The 16698-nt window shown below is 30.7% G+C and carries 22 protein-coding genes; 18 read left to right on the top strand and 4 right to left on the bottom strand.

Features of this window, described 5'->3' with window-relative positions; genetic code table 11:
- Positions 1-281 precede the first annotated feature (281 nt).
- The 4 genes from B0A58_RS03405 to B0A58_RS03390 all read left to right on the top strand — a co-directional run bounded on the left by B0A58_RS03405 (position 282) and on the right by B0A58_RS03390 (position 2081).
- Complete coding sequence (locus B0A58_RS03405; protein WP_014084396.1) at positions 282-602, top strand: gamma-glutamylcyclotransferase family protein; 321 nt, start codon at positions 282-284, stop codon at positions 600-602.
- Positions 603-691: 89 nt separating this feature from the next.
- A complete protein-coding gene (gene trpA, locus B0A58_RS03400; RefSeq protein ID WP_089079887.1) occupies positions 692-1453 on the top strand; it encodes a tryptophan synthase subunit alpha in 762 nt (253 codons plus the stop codon).
- 11 nt (positions 1454-1464) lie between these two features.
- The gene (locus B0A58_RS03395; RefSeq protein ID WP_089079898.1) at positions 1465-1749 is read left to right on the top strand and encodes a DUF2752 domain-containing protein; all 285 of its coding nucleotides are present in this window, start codon (positions 1465-1467) and stop codon (positions 1747-1749) included.
- Between the two features lie 11 nt (positions 1750-1760).
- Entirely contained in the window at positions 1761-2081 is a 321-nt protein-coding gene (locus B0A58_RS03390; protein WP_014084399.1) for a CCC motif membrane protein, read from the top strand.
- On the opposite strand, the gene truA is transcribed toward B0A58_RS03390, so the two are convergent.
- The gene (gene truA, locus B0A58_RS03385) at positions 2082-2828 is read right to left on the bottom strand and encodes a tRNA pseudouridine(38-40) synthase TruA (RefSeq protein ID WP_089079886.1); all 747 of its coding nucleotides are present in this window, start codon (positions 2826-2828) and stop codon (positions 2082-2084) included. It lies immediately after the preceding gene.
- 217 nt (positions 2829-3045) lie between these two features.
- Here truA and B0A58_RS03380 point away from each other — a divergent pair, with 217 nt between their 5' ends.
- The 7 genes from B0A58_RS03380 (at position 3046) to B0A58_RS16375 (ending at position 8435) form a co-directional block, all read left to right on the top strand.
- Positions 3046-4056, top strand: a complete 1011-nt coding sequence (locus B0A58_RS03380) for a DUF2157 domain-containing protein (protein ID WP_089079885.1) — start codon at positions 3046-3048, stop codon at positions 4054-4056.
- Positions 4037-4477, top strand: a complete 441-nt coding sequence (locus B0A58_RS03375; protein ID WP_089079884.1) for a hypothetical protein — start codon at positions 4037-4039, stop codon at positions 4475-4477. The genes B0A58_RS03380 and B0A58_RS03375 overlap by 20 nt, the downstream gene beginning before the upstream one ends.
- A gap of 93 nt (positions 4478-4570) precedes the next feature.
- A complete protein-coding gene (locus B0A58_RS03370) occupies positions 4571-5176 on the top strand; it encodes a hypothetical protein (protein WP_185740256.1) in 606 nt (201 codons plus the stop codon).
- Positions 5177-5343: 167 nt separating this feature from the next.
- The gene (locus tag B0A58_RS03365) at positions 5344-5883 is read left to right on the top strand and encodes an IS1096 element passenger TnpR family protein (RefSeq protein ID WP_089079882.1); all 540 of its coding nucleotides are present in this window, start codon (positions 5344-5346) and stop codon (positions 5881-5883) included.
- Positions 5884-5918: 35 nt separating this feature from the next.
- Complete coding sequence (locus B0A58_RS03360; protein WP_014084404.1) at positions 5919-6977, top strand: nucleoid-associated protein; 1059 nt, start codon at positions 5919-5921, stop codon at positions 6975-6977.
- 47 nt (positions 6978-7024) lie between these two features.
- Positions 7025-8218: a pyridoxal phosphate-dependent aminotransferase gene (locus tag B0A58_RS03355; RefSeq protein ID WP_089079881.1), complete on the top strand. Its 1194-nt coding sequence runs from the start codon at positions 7025-7027 to the stop codon at positions 8216-8218.
- Positions 8219-8270: 52 nt separating this feature from the next.
- On the top strand, positions 8271-8435 hold the full coding sequence (locus B0A58_RS16375) for a hypothetical protein (protein ID WP_165766282.1): 165 nt from the start codon (positions 8271-8273) through the stop codon (positions 8433-8435).
- A 31-nt stretch (positions 8436-8466) separates the two neighbouring features.
- On the opposite strand, the gene B0A58_RS03350 is transcribed toward B0A58_RS16375, so the two are convergent.
- A complete protein-coding gene (locus B0A58_RS03350) occupies positions 8467-9693 on the bottom strand; it encodes a chloride channel protein (protein ID WP_089079880.1) in 1227 nt (408 codons plus the stop codon).
- Between the two features lie 150 nt (positions 9694-9843).
- Here B0A58_RS03350 and B0A58_RS03345 point away from each other — a divergent pair, with 150 nt between their 5' ends.
- Positions 9844-11226: a radical SAM protein gene (locus B0A58_RS03345; RefSeq protein ID WP_089079879.1), complete on the top strand. Its 1383-nt coding sequence runs from the start codon at positions 9844-9846 to the stop codon at positions 11224-11226.
- Positions 11227-11267: 41 nt separating this feature from the next.
- Positions 11268-11447, top strand: a complete 180-nt coding sequence (locus B0A58_RS03340; RefSeq protein ID WP_089079878.1) for a hypothetical protein — start codon at positions 11268-11270, stop codon at positions 11445-11447.
- Between the two features lie 20 nt (positions 11448-11467).
- Here B0A58_RS03340 and B0A58_RS03335 read toward each other — a convergent pair whose 3' ends face one another.
- A complete protein-coding gene (locus tag B0A58_RS03335; RefSeq protein ID WP_089079897.1) occupies positions 11468-11683 on the bottom strand; it encodes a VF530 family protein in 216 nt (71 codons plus the stop codon).
- Between the two features lie 63 nt (positions 11684-11746).
- On the opposite strand from B0A58_RS03335, the gene smpB reads away from it, so the two are divergent.
- On the top strand, positions 11747-12199 hold the full coding sequence (gene smpB, locus B0A58_RS03330) for an SsrA-binding protein SmpB (RefSeq protein WP_044032519.1): 453 nt from the start codon (positions 11747-11749) through the stop codon (positions 12197-12199).
- 61 nt (positions 12200-12260) lie between these two features.
- Entirely contained in the window at positions 12261-13307 is a 1047-nt protein-coding gene (locus B0A58_RS03325; RefSeq protein WP_089079877.1) for a Fic family protein, read from the top strand.
- A 62-nt stretch (positions 13308-13369) separates the two neighbouring features.
- On the opposite strand, the gene B0A58_RS03320 is transcribed toward B0A58_RS03325, so the two are convergent.
- Complete coding sequence (locus B0A58_RS03320) at positions 13370-14011, bottom strand: protein-L-isoaspartate(D-aspartate) O-methyltransferase (protein ID WP_089079896.1); 642 nt, start codon at positions 14009-14011, stop codon at positions 13370-13372.
- 144 nt (positions 14012-14155) lie between these two features.
- Here B0A58_RS03320 and B0A58_RS03315 point away from each other — a divergent pair, with 144 nt between their 5' ends.
- The 3 genes from B0A58_RS03315 to B0A58_RS03305 all read left to right on the top strand — a co-directional run bounded on the left by B0A58_RS03315 (position 14156) and on the right by B0A58_RS03305 (position 16497).
- Positions 14156-15124: a Gfo/Idh/MocA family protein gene (locus tag B0A58_RS03315; protein ID WP_089079895.1), complete on the top strand. Its 969-nt coding sequence runs from the start codon at positions 14156-14158 to the stop codon at positions 15122-15124.
- 79 nt (positions 15125-15203) lie between these two features.
- Positions 15204-15437, top strand: coding sequence for a hypothetical protein (locus B0A58_RS16620; RefSeq protein WP_089079876.1), 234 nt, complete (start codon positions 15204-15206; stop codon positions 15435-15437).
- 169 nt (positions 15438-15606) lie between these two features.
- Positions 15607-16497 (top strand): 3-hydroxyacyl-CoA dehydrogenase family protein, encoded by an 891-nt coding sequence (locus tag B0A58_RS03305; protein WP_089079875.1) that lies wholly within the window; start codon positions 15607-15609, stop codon positions 16495-16497.
- Positions 16498-16698: the final 201 nt, after the last annotated feature.

Below are 16698 nucleotides of genomic sequence, written 5' to 3'. Positions count from 1 at the left end.
ATTTCACAATATTATATTTCTTTTGGAGTTCAATGAACGTTGTTTGAAACGGATAGTACGACCCTTGGGGAATGCCCAAAAAAGGCGCTATCTCAAGTGCTATTTTGTTTAGAATGGAGCTTTTTATCTTAAAACAAAAAAAAAGTTAGTGTATATCAAAACATTTTTTATCTTTACCAAACTTTTTATGTTAATTTATTATCAAAAAATGAGTTGTACTTTAATTTTTTAGCATTAAAACAAAATTAAAGTAGTTTAGATTAAAATTTAAAAAAATACTTATGGAACATTTATTTGCTTATGGAAGCTTGCAAAGTCAAGAAGTTCAGGAAACTATTTATGGAAGAATTTTGAAAGGACAGCCTGAAACTTTAGTAGGTTATGCTGAAAGCGAAATCAGCATAGAGGAAGAATTTGGAATTGTAAAATATCCAATCATCAAACCTACAAACAACCCTAACGACACCATCAAAGGGGTTTTATATACATTATCTGAAGCTGAATTAAAATTGACAGACAATTATGAAGGAATTCATTACAAACGAATTGAAGTTCAGCTACAATCCGAACAAACGGCATGGGCATATAGTGCCAAATTTTAATACAACGACCTAAAATGAAAAACGATACTTGATGATGACCAAAAATTTTGAATGGTCATGATCGAATTATTTTCAATTTTTATATAAAAATGAACAGAATAAAACAAAAATTACAAGAGAATAAAAAAATACTTTCAATATATTTTTCTGCTGGATACCCCAATTTGAACGATACGGTTGCTATAATTCAGGATTTAGAAAAAAATGGTGTTGATATGATAGAAATTGGGTTGCCTTTTAGCGATCCATTGGCCGATGGTCCTACCATACAAGAAAGTTCTACAAAAGCCATAGAAAACGGCATGACGACTGTCAAATTATTTGAACAATTATCAAACATAAGACAATCTGTACAAATACCATTAATCATCATGGGGTATTTTAATCCAATCATGCAATATGGCGTAGCGGCATTTTGCGAAAAATGTGCCGAAATTGGCATTGATGGCTTAATTATACCCGATTTACCCGTAGATATTTATGCTCAAAACTATCAATCCATTTTTGAAAAACATGGTTTGTTGAATATTTTTTTGATCACACCACAAACATCAGACGACCGCAAACGATATATAGATAGTGTTTCGGAAGGATTCATTTATATGGTAAGTTCTGCAAGTGTTACGGGATCTCAATCAGGTTTTGGATTGGAACAAGAGGCTTATTTTGAACGAATTGCAAATATGAATTTGAATAACCCACAAATTGTTGGTTTTGGAATAAGTGATGCTGCAACATTTAATCAAGCAACAAAACAGGCAAAAGGAGCTATTATTGGCAGTGCATTTATCAAATATATCACCCAACATGGCATCCAAAATGTAGGACAATTTATTAAAACAATCCGATAAAAATGATTGTTTTGGATTTAGAAAAATACATGTTACCTTGTCTCAACAAAAAGCTTTTTGGTGTAGAATGTTTTGGCTGTGGTGCTCAACGGGCGTTTGTTTTGGTTTTGAGAGGAGATTTCCAAGAAGCCTTTACATTGTTTCCTGCCATTTATACCACCATCTTGTTTTTTGTTTTATTATCATTAACATTTATTGACAAAAAAAGAAATTATTATACAATAACTTATATTATGGCTATTATTAATGCTATAATAATGGTTTTTTCATATTTTTATAAACATTTTTATTACTAAACTATTTTACTATGGACAAAAAACAATTACCCAATGCTATGCTTGTATTGGTTTTAGGAATCCTTTCAATCATTACTTGCTGTTGCTACGGTATTATAAGTATTATACTTGGTTCTGTAGCCTTATTTATGGCACACAAAGATTTAGCATTATATCAAGCGAATCCCGAGGCATATTCCAATTATGAAAAATTAAAACTGGGTCGTATATTAGCCATAATTGGAATTGTATTAGGCGTTATATATATGATTTATTTAATTGTATTATTTAAAAATTTGGGAGTTGAAGGCGTTATGCGATTGAACGAAGAATTTATGAGAAAATACCAATAATTATAACGTATTATTTTCAAAATCATAACAAATTTTTGTTAAATATAGGCCATGAGCAGGCACAGAAAAGCCTGCTTTGGTTCTATTTTTACTAGCAATTATAGCTTCAAATTGCTGAATATCAATCTTTTGCAAACCCACATTGATTAATGTGCCAACAATGGCACGAACCATATTTCTCAAAAACCTGTCAGCCGAAATTGTAAATACAAGCTGGTTTTCATGCAACGTCCAAAATGCCTCATATATCTTACAATTGAATGTTCCAACATCGGTATGTACTTTTGAAAAGGCTTCAAAATCAGTATGTTCCAATAATTTTGTTGCCGCTTGATTCATCAATTCTAAATTTAATTTTTTCTGAAAATACCAACTTTGATTTTCCAAGAAGGCATTTTTATAGGTATGTAAATGGTATTCATAAGTACGTTTTTTTGCATTAAACCTTGAATGAAATGCAGCTTTTACTTCAAATATATCAAAAATTACCAAATCATGTGGCAAAAAGACATTTAATTTGTATATCAAATTTGATTTGTTCAAAGCTACCTCTACATCAAAATGTGCATACATTTCTTTGGCATGCACCCCAGTATCAGTTCTACCTGCTCCGTGTATAAAAATGTCTTTTCGTAAAATAAGGGATAATGCTTTATTTAATGTTTCTTGAACAGAAATAGCATTAGGCTGAATTTGCCAACCATGGTAACGAGTACCGTTGTATGAAAAATGAATAAAATACCTCATTTGTAAAATTAAATGACAAAGATACTATTTTTTAAATGCTATATATCAGTGGATGAACTTTCTACTAAAAAAACATCAAATAGGCATAATAATGTGTTTGTAGATTTTGAAATATATTTAAAAAATAAATAAGAAAAAAACATCTTTTTCATTTTTTTTCAAAATATTTAGTTATATTTGAGGGCTGTAATAGCCTTTCGTATCAAAAAAATAAAACATGACTCATTTTCATCAAGAATATACTCAAAAACTGTTGAATCGCAATTATATTTCTGAATCGCAATATCATCAAATCGAAACTTTTAGAGCCAAACCCTTTTTTTCGATTAGGCACGAAACACTGTTGCTATTATATACTGCTATTATGTTATTTACATCGGGGATTGGTTTACTCATTTATGAAAATATAGACACCTTAGGACATTCTATTTTATTAGTTGGTTTATTTTTAATAACGGTAGTTGGTTTTTATTTTAGTTTTAAAAAAGCACCAAAATACAGCCCTTTACATACCGAATTTGAAAATCCAGTGTACGAATATTTAGTATTGGGATCCTTTTTATTGTGTTGTATTTTTATAGGATACTGGCAATTTCAGTATCATTTTTTAGGAAATTCTTATAAATTTGCAACCCTCCTCCCTACCATTGTAGGTTTTGGCTGTGCCTACTATTTTGATCATAAAGGGATTTTGTCTATTGCTATTTCTGGACTTACTGCATTCATTGGATTACAAATTAGTATAACAAATATATTCCATTTTGATTTTTTTAATAACCTTCAACTATATCATTACGGTATTATTTTGTCGTTTGCATTGGTTTTTTGGAGCTTATTTGCTGATATAAAAAACATTAAATCACATTTTTCAATAGTATTTCAAACCTTTGCTTTACATTTGGTGTTTTGGTGTTCTATTGGAGGATTGTGTTCAGAAGTATTTGGATATTTTGTAATAATACCTATTGTGTCTGGATTTTATTTTTATAATAAAAGTTACAATTCAAATTCTATTATGATGTATATATTTACAGTAATTTACACCTATTTTTGTTCCAATATCATTTTCATTCGATTGTTAGATATATTTAATATTCAGTCAGATTTATTTCAATTGTTTATCATTATTATGCCCTTTTATATTATGGGTTCTATTGCATTGTTTCTATATGGAATAAGAAATTTCAACATAAATATCAAAAAAAACCATGAAAATATATCAAACTGATTTATTAGAAAATACCTATATTTTAGACGAGGCTACATCATTACATCAGGCCAAATTTTTAGATAATACTACTTTTAAAACCATTGAAAATCAATTAGAAACACTGAAAAGATCCCGCAATTTACTTATCAGATTGTGGTTTTTTATTTTGGGCTGTTTGATGTTTGCATCGGCTTTTGGATTTTTTTCATTGTTTGCCATAGATAACCAATTCGTTTTAAAAATCATGTTGTTTTTTTACACAATCATTGGTTTTTTTGCCACAGAAATGTATAAAAAAACTAACGTTTTTGGCAATGGACTGGACGATGCTTTGGTGTTTTGTAGTTTGATGGTGTCGATGGTGTTTTTTGAAATGGTATTTTTTACAAATTTTATTTACGAAACTACCGCTTTTTTGCTTACATTGAGTGTTATATGATGGGTATGTTACTTTAGATATTTGCATGGCTATTTGATTTTGGCTAGCATTATAAGTATTGTTGGGGCATTAATGCAAATAAACAGTCCGTATTTGTGTTTTATTGTCATGTTGTTTGGTATTTTATTGTTTTTTATATATTATAAAATAAAATTAAAAAACAAGTATATATATTACAAAAACGGATTAAATATAGCTAAATTTTGTGCTTTATTTATTTTTTACCTGGCAGGTAATTATGGAATAATAAGAGAATACAGCAACGAACAAGGTATATTACCCGATAATACAGAAATTCCATTGGCATGGTTTTTCAATTGTTTTATGTTTATAGTACCCATAATATATTTATATGCGAGTATAAAATTCAAAGATCGCATGTTACTTTGGCTCGGAATAGGGTTATTTACAGGCTCAATAATTACTTTTAGAACCTATCATCATGTGTTGCCCACGACGTTGGCCCTTACATTAGGTGGACTTATCTTATTAGCCCTATCAATGTATATTATCAAAAAATTCAAAAATTCGCAAACTGGTTTGAGTTTTATGCCCGATCCATTTCAAGGAAATGCCCTTCAAAAAAAGATGGAAACACTTACAACTCTTGCCACCAATAGTATAGAAACTACAAGTACATCGCCCATGGAATTTGGAGGTGGTGGTTTTAGTGGAGGAGGTTCTGGAAGTAACTTTTAAAAATTTTTATACTTAAAAATCAAAAAATATAACAAATTGGCTTTCAAATTTGATAAAAAATAAAACTACATCACGCAGTTTTAAATTTTATTAACAAAAACAGTTTCTAAAATCGTAAATCAAAAATTAAATTTTACCTTTGTGGTTTATATAAAAAAACAAAGATTATGGTTTACAAATTTAGGGTAATTCTAGATGCCGAAGAAGATATTTTTAGAGATATTGCCATTCTCGAAGAGGATTCGTTAGAGGATTTACACAATGCAATATACAATTCCTTTGGATTTGATGGTTCAGAAATGGCCTCCTTTTATACGTGCGACGAAACATGGAATCAGGATGAGGAAATTTCATTATTTGATACTGGCGACATACCAGGAGAACAAAAAATAATGAGTGATTATCAAATATCTGAAATCGTAAACGAAGCAAGTACGAAATTGATTTATGTGTATGATTTTATTAATATGTGGACATTTTTGATAGAATTGGCAGCCGTAGAAGAACAAACAGCAGGTGCAACCTATCCTGAAACCTTATTTTCTCATGGCGAAATGCCAGCCGAAGCCTTTGAAAAAAACTTCGATTCCGAATTTGAAGAAGAAGATTTCAATGAATTTGAGGACGATTTTGATGAAGAAGATTTGGAAATGTATGACGACCACGACAGTTTTGAAGACTATGGATTTGAAGAAAATTGGAACTAAAATTAATATAAAAACACATATTTCACACCTAATCAATGATCAATCTTTTTAATACACATATAGATACACTTTCTATCCATCGTGTTGGCAACAAAAGTAGGAATGAAGCCTATTTTTTATCCGAACAACCATACAAATTAAACGACGAAATACTTCCATTAATAAAAGAATTCTTCTTTAAACCCTTTAGAGAAAAAGAGGAAAATTACTTTCAATTTGCTCATGAAGTAGATTTAGATTACAATGAAATGTATAATTTTTCTACAGAAATATTTGATAATCCTAGTAATTTTCATGAAGTTTCAAAAAAAATAACGAAACATCTTTACGAACAATCAAACCATCCACATATAAAAAATGGCGAAGTGTATGTAACTTATTTGACAAACGTCAATATAGACAACAACAATGTAGATGCCATTGGCATTTTTAAGAGCGAAATGCAAGCAGATTTTTTACAATTTGAAGAAAAAGAAAGCAATCTTGAAATGATTTTGCAACAAGGCGTAAGTTTAAACAAATTAGATAAAGGTTGTCTTATATTTAATTACAAAAAAGAAGAAGGTTACAAAATTTTAACAGTTGATAGCAATCGATATGACGCTCGGTATTGGTTAGAACATTTTTTATCTGTAGATGCGTTTGAAGATGAAAATTTCATTACTAAAAAATACCTTAAATTTTGTCAGAATTTCGCAAAAGATGTAGTACTTCCTGCTGAAGATAAAAAAGAAGAAGTGATGTTTATGAACCGATCTGTAAACTATTTTGCAAAAAATGATCAGTTCGAAGAAAGTAATTTTTTGAACGAAGTGTTGGACAATCCTGATTTGATACCCGAATTTAAAAACTACAAAGTAGATAAAGGCGAAAAATATTCGATAGAAGACATTACGTCGTTCCCAATTGCCAATGCAGCAGTTACCGATGCTAGAAAATCTATAAAAAACGTCATCAAATTGGATACCAATATTCAAATAAAAATGGATTTTATCAATCCAGAAAGTGCAGAAAAATTTGTTGAAAAAGGATGGGACGAAGAGAAACAAATGTATTATTATTTAGTTTACTTTAACAAAGAAGAAAAATCATAACAATATCAGTTTATTTTATTATATAAAATAAGAAAACAAAGAATATCATGCCGAAAATATCAAAAAAAGGACAAAATATGCCAGAATCGCCAATCAGAAAATTGGCACCTTATGCTGAAAATGCTAAAAAAAATGGCAAAAAAGTATATCATCTGAATATTGGACAACCCGACATTAAGAGCCCAGAATTAGCCATTAATGCGATAAAAAACACCACATTAGACGTGTTAGAGTACAGTCCTTCGGCAGGTTTTGAAAGTTTTAGAAATAAATTATCTGATTTTTATAAGAAAATAAATATTCCCGTAGAATCCGACGATATTATTGTTTCTACGGGAGGTTCTGAAGCATTGGTATTTACAATGGGTAGCATAATGGACCCCGAGGACGAAGTAATTATTCCAGAACCATTTTATGCCAATTATAACAGTTATGCAGTAACTATGGGAGTAAAAGTAGTTCCTGTAATTTCTACTTTAGAAACAGGTTTTGCCTTGCCACCAATTTCGGAAATGGAACAATTGATAACAAATAAAACCAAAGCCATTTTGATTTGCAATCCAGGCAACCCAACGGGTTATTTGTATTCTAAAGAAGAGTTATTACAATTGGGCGATTTGGTTCGAAAGCATGATATATTTTTAATAGTTGACGAAGTTTACAGAGAATTTACTTACGATGGAGATACCCATTTATCAGTAATGAACCTTCCCAATTTGGAACAAAACGCTATAATGATTGATTCTGTGTCTAAAAGATATAGCATGTGTGGAGCAAGAATTGGCTGTATTGTTTCAAAAAATAAGGCTTTGATGGCTACCGTAATGAAATTTGCACAAGCCCGTTTGAGTCCGCCAACAATAGATCAAATAGCCGCAGAAGCAGCCTTGGATACACCACAAATATATTTTGATAATGTAATAAAAGAGTACAAAGAAAGGCGAGACACGTTGATAAATGCTTTGCAAAAAATAGACGGAGTTCGTGTAGCAAGTCCAAAAGGGGCTTTTTATTGTATTGCCGAATTGCCCGTTGATGATGCAGATGCGTTTGCACAATGGATTTTAGAGCATTATGATTATAAAAATCAAACCGTTATGATAGCTCCTGCTGCAGGATTTTATGCTACTCCAGGTGTGGGCAAAAAACAAGTTAGAATTGCTTATGTTTTAAAACAAGAGGATTTGATTCAAGCAGTTGAAGTAATTAAAAACGCTTTAGTAGCTTATAATAAAATATAATAATTTACTATTTTTAATATAAATATATCATTTACTTATAAATAATATAAAAATGAAATTTTTATCCCATTTTAGTTCCATTCAATTGTATTTGGGCAGTATGATTTGTTTTGCAACAGCACATTATAGCCGAAATCAAATGGGCATTTACAGTGTGTTGCTTATTTTAGGGATTACATTGCTGGTTTTAGGATTTAAAAACAGAACAAGAAAATAAATACAAACAGTAATTAAAAATAATATTCAAATTATTTCTTAATGATTTTATAATGTTGATTACATATTAATTGGGAGGTATATATTCCTGTTTTTCCAGAAAATAAATAAGCAATATAACAAGATAAAAGAGCAAAAAAGGCTATAGGAAAACCAAACATTTCTATAGCCATAATACTACAAGCTATTGGAGTATGTGTGGCTCCAGCAAAAACAGACACAAAGCCTAAAGCGGCCAAAAATGAAAGTGGTAATGGCACAAAAACAGACAGGCAACTGCCTAATGTAGCTCCAACAAAAAATAAAGGGGTAACTTCTCCGCCCTTAAATCCCGAACCCAAAGTAAGTCCTGTAAGCAACAATTTTAATATAAAATCTTGATTATTAGCCTTTTGTACAAAAGCCTTTTGAATGTATTCTATTCCTAAACCTTGGAATTTGACGTCTAAAATTAAAAAAAGTCCCAATAAAACCAAGCCGCCAACAAAAGGTCGAAATGGAGCAAAGGCTATTATTTTTTTGAAAAAATGGTTCCAAAAATGGAGGTTATTTGAAAATAGCAAAGCGGTTATTCCAAATACTACACTTACAATTACTGTCCAAAAAATACTATAAAAATCAATATTTGGAAAGTTGATCAATGTATAATTGGTATGGTGTATGCCTAAAATTTCGACAGTAAAATAGGCGATGTAGGCTGTATAAATTGTGGGCAAAACAGCCAAAAGTGCAACATTTGAAAAACAAACCAATTCAAATGCAAAAAATATCCCAGTGATTGGAGTGCCAAATACCGATGCAAAACCAGAAGCAATTCCTGTTAAAATAATTGTTTTTTTATTTGTTTTGAATATTTTAAAAGTACTTGACAAAAAATCGGCTAATGAAACCCCCATTTGAACAGCAGTGCCTTCTCGGCCCGCAGATCCACCAAAAAAATGTGTTAAAAGTGTCGTAATCAATACGATAGGTGCCATTAAAATAGGAATGTGTTGGTATTTTTGATAGGATTCTAATATCAAATTATTACCTTTTGCTACTTCAGAATTGCTTTTTTCATAAATAAAACCTATCAATAAACCACCAAATGGCAAAAAATAGATTAACCAAGCATGAGTTAAATGAAACTCGGAAATATTTTTTAAACTTACTAAAAATAATCCCGATGCCAAACCAATTGCAATACCAATAACTGAATAAAATAATAAATACCTTACAAAATTAACACTTGTAGCATAAACAGATTTTAGATTTAACATTAAATTTCCTTTTTTGCAAAAATATTATTTTTTATTAAAACATCTCAAAAATAATACCTAAATTATTTAAGAAAAAAAAAGTAGCATAACATATTATTTTAAAATAAATACTTATATTTGTACAAGATAAAGTAGCAAAAAAAACAGATTATGCCAAACAGACCTTATATATATTATGATTATACCAAAAGCCTTTGCCCAGAATGTTTGACACTGGTAGATGCAAAAATTGTTTTTGAAAATGAAAAAGTTTGGTTACTAAAACATTGCAAATCCCATGGCGATAGCAAAGTAATGATTGCAGATGATGTTAATTACTATAAGCAAATTCGTAATTTTAACAAACAATCTGAAGTTCCATTAAAATTTAATACAAAAGTACACTATGGTTGCCCTTATGATTGTGGCCTTTGTACCGATCATGAACAACACTCGTGCTTGACGATAATTGAAGTAACAGACAGGTGCAACTTGTCTTGTCCTACTTGCTATGCAAGTTCCGGGCCAATGTATGGCTCGCATCGAACATTGGAGGAAATCGAAAAAATGTTAGACATAGTTGTAGCCAATGAAGGTGAACCAGATGTGGTTCAAATTTCGGGGGGAGAGCCCACAGTGCATCCGCAATTTTTTGAAATATTGGATATCGCCAAAAGTAAACCCATTAAACATTTGATGCTCAATACAAATGGCATTAGAATTGCAAAAGATGTTGCATTTGTTGAAAAATTAGCTACTTATATGCCTGATTTTGAAATTTATTTACAATTTGATAGTTTCAAAGCAAATGTATTAGAAAAAATGAGAGGTTCAGATTTGACTCAAATACGGAAACAAGCCATTGACAATTTGAATCGATTCAATCTTTCGACTACACTGGTGGTTACCCTTCAAAAAGGGGCAAACGATGATGAAATTGGGGCCATTTTAGAGTATGCCTCCAAACAAAAATGTGTTAGAGGAGTAACATTTCAGCCCACACAAGTAGCTGGTAGAAACGACCATTATAACGACAGTAATGCCAGAATCACGCTAACGGAAGTAAGACGTAAAATTGTGGAGCAATTTCCCGTTTTTACTCCCGAGGATTTAATTCCTGTTCCTTGTAATCCAGATGCCTTGTGTATGGGATATGCCCTAAAATATGATGAAGCACTGCTTCCAATGACTCATTTGCTGAATCCTGACGATTTATTGAATGCAACAAAAAACACGATTGTTTATGAAAATGATACGGAATTAAAAACCCACCTTGTTGAACTTTTTAGTACAGGTATTTCTGTGGATTGTGCCGAAACAAAAATGGGAGCTTTGATGTGTTGTTTGCCAAAAATACAAAGTAATAATTTGCAATATGATCATTTGTTTAGAATTATTATTATGAATTTTATGGACGCATTTGATTTTGATGTAAGAGCAGTAAAAAAATCGTGTGTGCATATTGTGGACAAGCGGTATAAAATTGTGCCATTTGAAACGATGAATTTGTTTTATAGAAATGATAAAATTAATGAAATCCGAAAAAATTTATAATTTTTTTGAAAAAATAATATTTACATAAATATTTTAATAAAATGAATGGTTTTTTAGTAACATTAGGAAGTTTTTTAGCATTAGTATGCTTATTAGCCTTTGTAGTAGGCATCATCATGCTGTTTTTTGAATCAAGCAGAAAATTAGCGGGCAAGGTAATTTTATATGCCGTCATTGGTTTTGTTATAGGTTTTGGGACTTGTGCAGCAAATTTAGGTTAGGCGGAATTTAGTAAAACAGATTATTTTTTTATAGTTTTTAAATACAATTTTTCTACTTTTTGCCGTGCCCAATCGGTTTTTCTTAAAAATTTTAAACTAGAATTAATGCTTGGATTTTCTATAAAACATTTCATTTTGAGGTTTTTGCCTAATGTTTCATATCCGTAATGAGCTACTAAAAATTCGATGATTTTTTGAAGTGTGATGCCGTGAAGTGGGTTGTTTGAATTTTGCATGAGCAAATTTATATAAAATATTGGAAAATCAATCATTAGTTATTACATTTGCGATTAATTATGATACAGAAAACCATCAACATATTAAACAAACGAGCCCGTTTTGATTATGAAATAATCGAAAAATATACGGCAGGAATTGTTTTGGCAGGCACAGAAATCAAATCGATAAGAGCAGGAAAGGCCAATATTACTGAAAGTTTTTGTGAATTTAATCAACAAGAACTTTTTGCAATAAACACTTATATAGAAGAATATGCCTTTGGGAATCAATTTAACCACAAAGCACGAAGCGAAAGAAAATTATTATTAAATAAGCGAGAATTAAAAACTTTATCCCGAAGTGTACAAGCTAAAGGACTGACAATTATACCGCTCAAACTATTTACCAACGAAAAAGGATTGGCCAAACTTGAAATTGGACTTTGTAGAGGGAAAAAAACTTACGACAAACGAGAATCTTTGAAAGAACAAGACACTAAACGAGACTTGGACAGAATCAAAAAAAACTTTTAAAAAAAAGTTTTTTTTTACGAAAAAAAATGCCTAAATTTGTCATGAAAAAAATTGTCATAAAATGAAAACCCTAATTAAAAATGCTAGATTACAAAAACAGCTCAAAACCAGAGAATTAGCACATGCATTAGCAGTTGATCAATCGCTAATTAGCAAATTTGAAAATGGTACTCGAAAACCAACAAAAGAACAAATCATGAAGTTGTCATTGATTTTAGAGATAGATTTTGAAATATTAATGGTGGCATGGCTCAAAGAGAAAATTTATGACGAAATTGGTTATGACACATTAGCTACAAAAGCTATAAATCTTGTAAGAGAAGAAATGCTTACATACAAAACAACTTCAGAAAATCATTTGTCAGAACACATCATAAGTCTTTTAGAATCAATAGATTCGTTAAAAAACAAATTAAATCAAAAAAGACATTTAGATAGTTTTAAAATTGTTGAAGCCTTGGAACTAGAATACACTTTTGAGAGCAATAGAATTGAAGGAAACACATTTACATTAAGAGAAACCGATTTGGTTGTAAATGAAGGACTTACAATTTCTGGCAAGTCAATGAGAGAGCATTTAGAAGCCATAAACCATCAAGAAGCAATTGGTTACATTAAATATATGATGGATAAAAATACAACACTTAATGAAAGGGAGTTGTTGACCCTTCATAACCTCATTTTGAGAGGTATTATGCCAGAAGATGCAGGAAAATACCGGAATTTACAAGTAATGATAAAAGGTAGTTCGCACACTCCGCCTCAACCTTTTCTTGTTGCAAAACAAATGGAAGATTTTTTTATTTGGTTTCAAAGTCAAAAAAACAAATTACATCCAGTGGTTTTAGCGGCAGAAGTTCATGAAAAAATTGTAAGTATTCATCCGTTTATAGATGGCAATGGAAGAACATCAAGATTGGCAATGAATTTAATTTTGCTTCAAAATGGGTATGTAATTGCCAACATTAAAGGCGATTATGATACTCGAATGCAATATTATAACGCTCTAGAAAAGGCTCAAACCACTGATAATAAAAATGAATTTATAAAATTTATAGCACAAACAGAAAAAGAATCTCTTGAAAGGTATTTGAAAATTATTGGCTAATTCAAAAAACAATTAGTAAAAATAATTTAAATTTTTGATACATTTTTATAAAAAAATAATTATCAATTTTTATTTTCTAAAAGTGGTACAAATCTAAAATTTCCAAACTCTTGTTTTTCAAATTGGGTTTCGCTAATTCGAATGAACAAAGTCATGATTTGATCGTTTTCGCCCAGCGGAATCACGAGCCTCCCCCCTATTTTGAGTTGAGTCAATAAGGGTTTTGGAAGTATTGGAGCACCAGCTGTAACAATAATTCCATCAAAGGGGGCATGCGTTTCTAACCCTTTATAGCCATCGCCAAAGGATAGATGTTTGGGTCTTATGCCTATTTTTGGTAAAAAAATAGAGGTTTGTTTAAAAAGTTCTTTTTGCCGTTCCACACTATATACTTTGGCTCCCATTGTACATAAAACAGAGGTTTGATAGCCAGAACCTGTGCCAATTTCAAGAATTTTATCGTCTTTTTTAATATTTAACAATTGACTTTGAAAGGCCACGGTATAGGGTTGAGATATTGTTTGACCTGATAATATAGGAAATGCCTTATCTTGATAGGCAAAATCTTCAAAGCTTGAATTTAAAAACAAATGTCGAGGGATTTTTCTAATGGCCTCCAACACATTTTTGTCTTTAATTCCTTTTTCTATTAATTGTGCTACTAACTGATTACGAAGTCCTTGATGTTTGGCAGTATCTTTCAAAACGTGTTTTTTTATTTTTTGTAAAATTAGTAAAGAAAAAACAAAAGTCAATATTGGATATTAATTTTTAATTACTTAAAATTTCATGTGAATAGATTTTTTAATTTTAAATTATTTGCTATTTTTGTTGAAAATACATTTATCATGTTAAAAGTAGGCGTTTTGGGTGCGGGTCATCTTGGAAAAATACATTTACGATTATTGGCTCAATCTGAAAAATACGAATTAGTAGGTTTTTATGACGAAAACCAAGACAATGCAGAAAAAATTGCTAAAGAATTTGGTTATAAAAATTTTAAAACCATTGCTACATTAATTCATGCTGTGGATGTGATTGATATTGTTACACCAACATTATCACATTATAAGTGTGCAAAAGTAAGCGTTAAATCTGGCAAGCATGTTTTTATAGAAAAACCCATTTCAAATTCGGTTTCTGAAGCTGAAGAAATAATGGCATTGGCCAAAGCGTTTGGTGTAAAAGGGCAGGTAGGTCATGTAGAAAGGTTTAATCCTGCTTTTATTGCAACCAAAAATATGATTGAAAACCCAATGTTTATTGAGGCCCATCGGTTGGCCGAGTTCAATCCTCGAGGCACCGATGTACCAGTTGTTTTGGATTTGATGATTCATGATATTGATGCCATTTTGAGTGTTGTAAAGTCTAAAATCAAAAATGTTAGTGCAAGTGGCGTTTCCGTTATTTCGGAAACACCCGACATTGCCAATGCCCGACTTGAATTTGAAAATGGCTGTGTTGCTAATATTACTGCAAGCCGTATTTCATTAAAAAACATGAGAAAATCTCGTTTTTTTCAAAAAGATGCCTATATTTCTGTTGATTTTTTAGAAAAAAAATGCGAAGTTGTTAAAATGAAAGATGCTCCTGAAGTGCCTGGCGATTTTGATATGATTTTGCAAAATGCGGAAGGTGTTAAAAAACAAATTTATTTTTCTAATCCTGAAATACATCAAAATAATGCTATTTTGGATGAATTGGAAACCTTTGCTGATGCAATTGTGAATGATACAACTCCAATCGTAACCTTAGAAGATGGAACGGAAGCATTAAGAGTGGCGTATATGATTATTGATTCGATGAACGAAAAATAAGCCCCCTAACCCCCGAAGGGGGAATTGAAAAACAAAGTAAAATCATCTAAAATTTATTTTATTCAAATATTAAATAGATATGGATAGAAAAGAATTTATATTAATACTTTCAAAAAAGTATATTTTACTAATTATCCTAATCTCAATTTTAAAATACTTTGGGTTTTTATTTTATAATGAAGAAAATAAATTAGAAGTAATTAAAGGTACATTTATATATAGCGGTTTTGCATTTGCTTTTATTTTAATTTTTGAAAGTATCAGATTATTATTTGACAGATATAAATTATTAAATTATATATATGCTACTTAATAACGTTTTCGAAAATGATATAGGGAAAACCATAATCATAATTTCATTTTCAATATTAATTGAAAATTATAAATTTATTATCAAAAAATTAGACAAAATAAATTAAAAACAAACTAATCCCTACTCACCCCTAGTAGGAATTCCCCCTTTGGGGGTTAGGGGGCTTTTTATGAAACAAATTGCAGTAATAGGCGCAGGAACCATGGGCAACGGAATTGCTCACACCTTTGCACAAAGCGGGTTTACCGTTAAATTAATCGATATTTCTGAAAAATCTTTAGAAAAAGGTATGGCAACTATTGCCTCAAACCTGGATAGAATGGTAACAAAAGGAACCATTACTGAAGACGACAAACACAAAACCATTGGGAACATTATCACTTACACTGACATCAAAGATGGTGTGGTGGGGTGTGATTTAGTAGTGGAAGCAGCTACCGAAAATGTAACCTTAAAACTCAATATTTTCAAGCAATTGAGCGAGGTTTGCGATCATAATGTAATTTTAGCAACCAACACGTCATCTATTTCCATAACCCAAATTGCTGCGCAAGTAGTTCATCCTGAACGGGTAATTGGAATGCACTTTATGAATCCGGTGCCGATTATGAAATTGGTTGAAATTATTCGTGGCTATTCTACTTCGGATGAAGTTACAAAAATTATCATGGATTTATCGGTAAAATTAGGAAAAACACCAACGGAAGTAAATGATTACCCAGGATTTGTTGCAAACCGAATTTTAATGCCCATGATTAACGAATCCATCGAAACATTATTTCATGGTGTTGCTGGTGTTCAAGAAATTGATACGGTAATGAAATTAGGAATGGCACACCCAATGGGACCTTTGCAATTAGCTGATTTTATTGGGCTTGATGTTTGCCTTTCCATATTAAATGTGATGTATGATGGCTTCAAAAATCCAAAATATGCCCCTTGCCCACTTCTAGTAAATATGGTTATGGCAGGAAAATTGGGCGTAAAATCTGGTGAAGGATTTTATGATTATGCTGAAAGTAAAAAAGCAGAAAAAGTTTCTAAACAATTTTTAAATTAATTCTTTCCTGCAAGGTTTCCAAAACCTTGTAGGTGTAAAATGCTAAATAATGACAATTTCCAAAACATTTAAAAATGTATTTTTTTGTTTCAAAGGAGATTGTTATAATGATTTAAGGAAAAAATCATGAAGTAAACGTAAAATAAATTTATTCTTTTTTGATAAAGCACTTTAGTATTTTTTTTCAAAATATTTAAAAAA

Origin of the sequence: Flavobacterium branchiophilum NBRC 15030 = ATCC 35035, assembly GCF_002217205.1 — a bacterium.
GTDB lineage: Bacteria > Bacteroidota > Bacteroidia > Flavobacteriales > Flavobacteriaceae > Flavobacterium > Flavobacterium branchiophilum.
The sequence above is the reverse complement of the archived record's forward strand: the minus strand, read 5'-3'. Positions and strand labels throughout refer to the sequence as shown.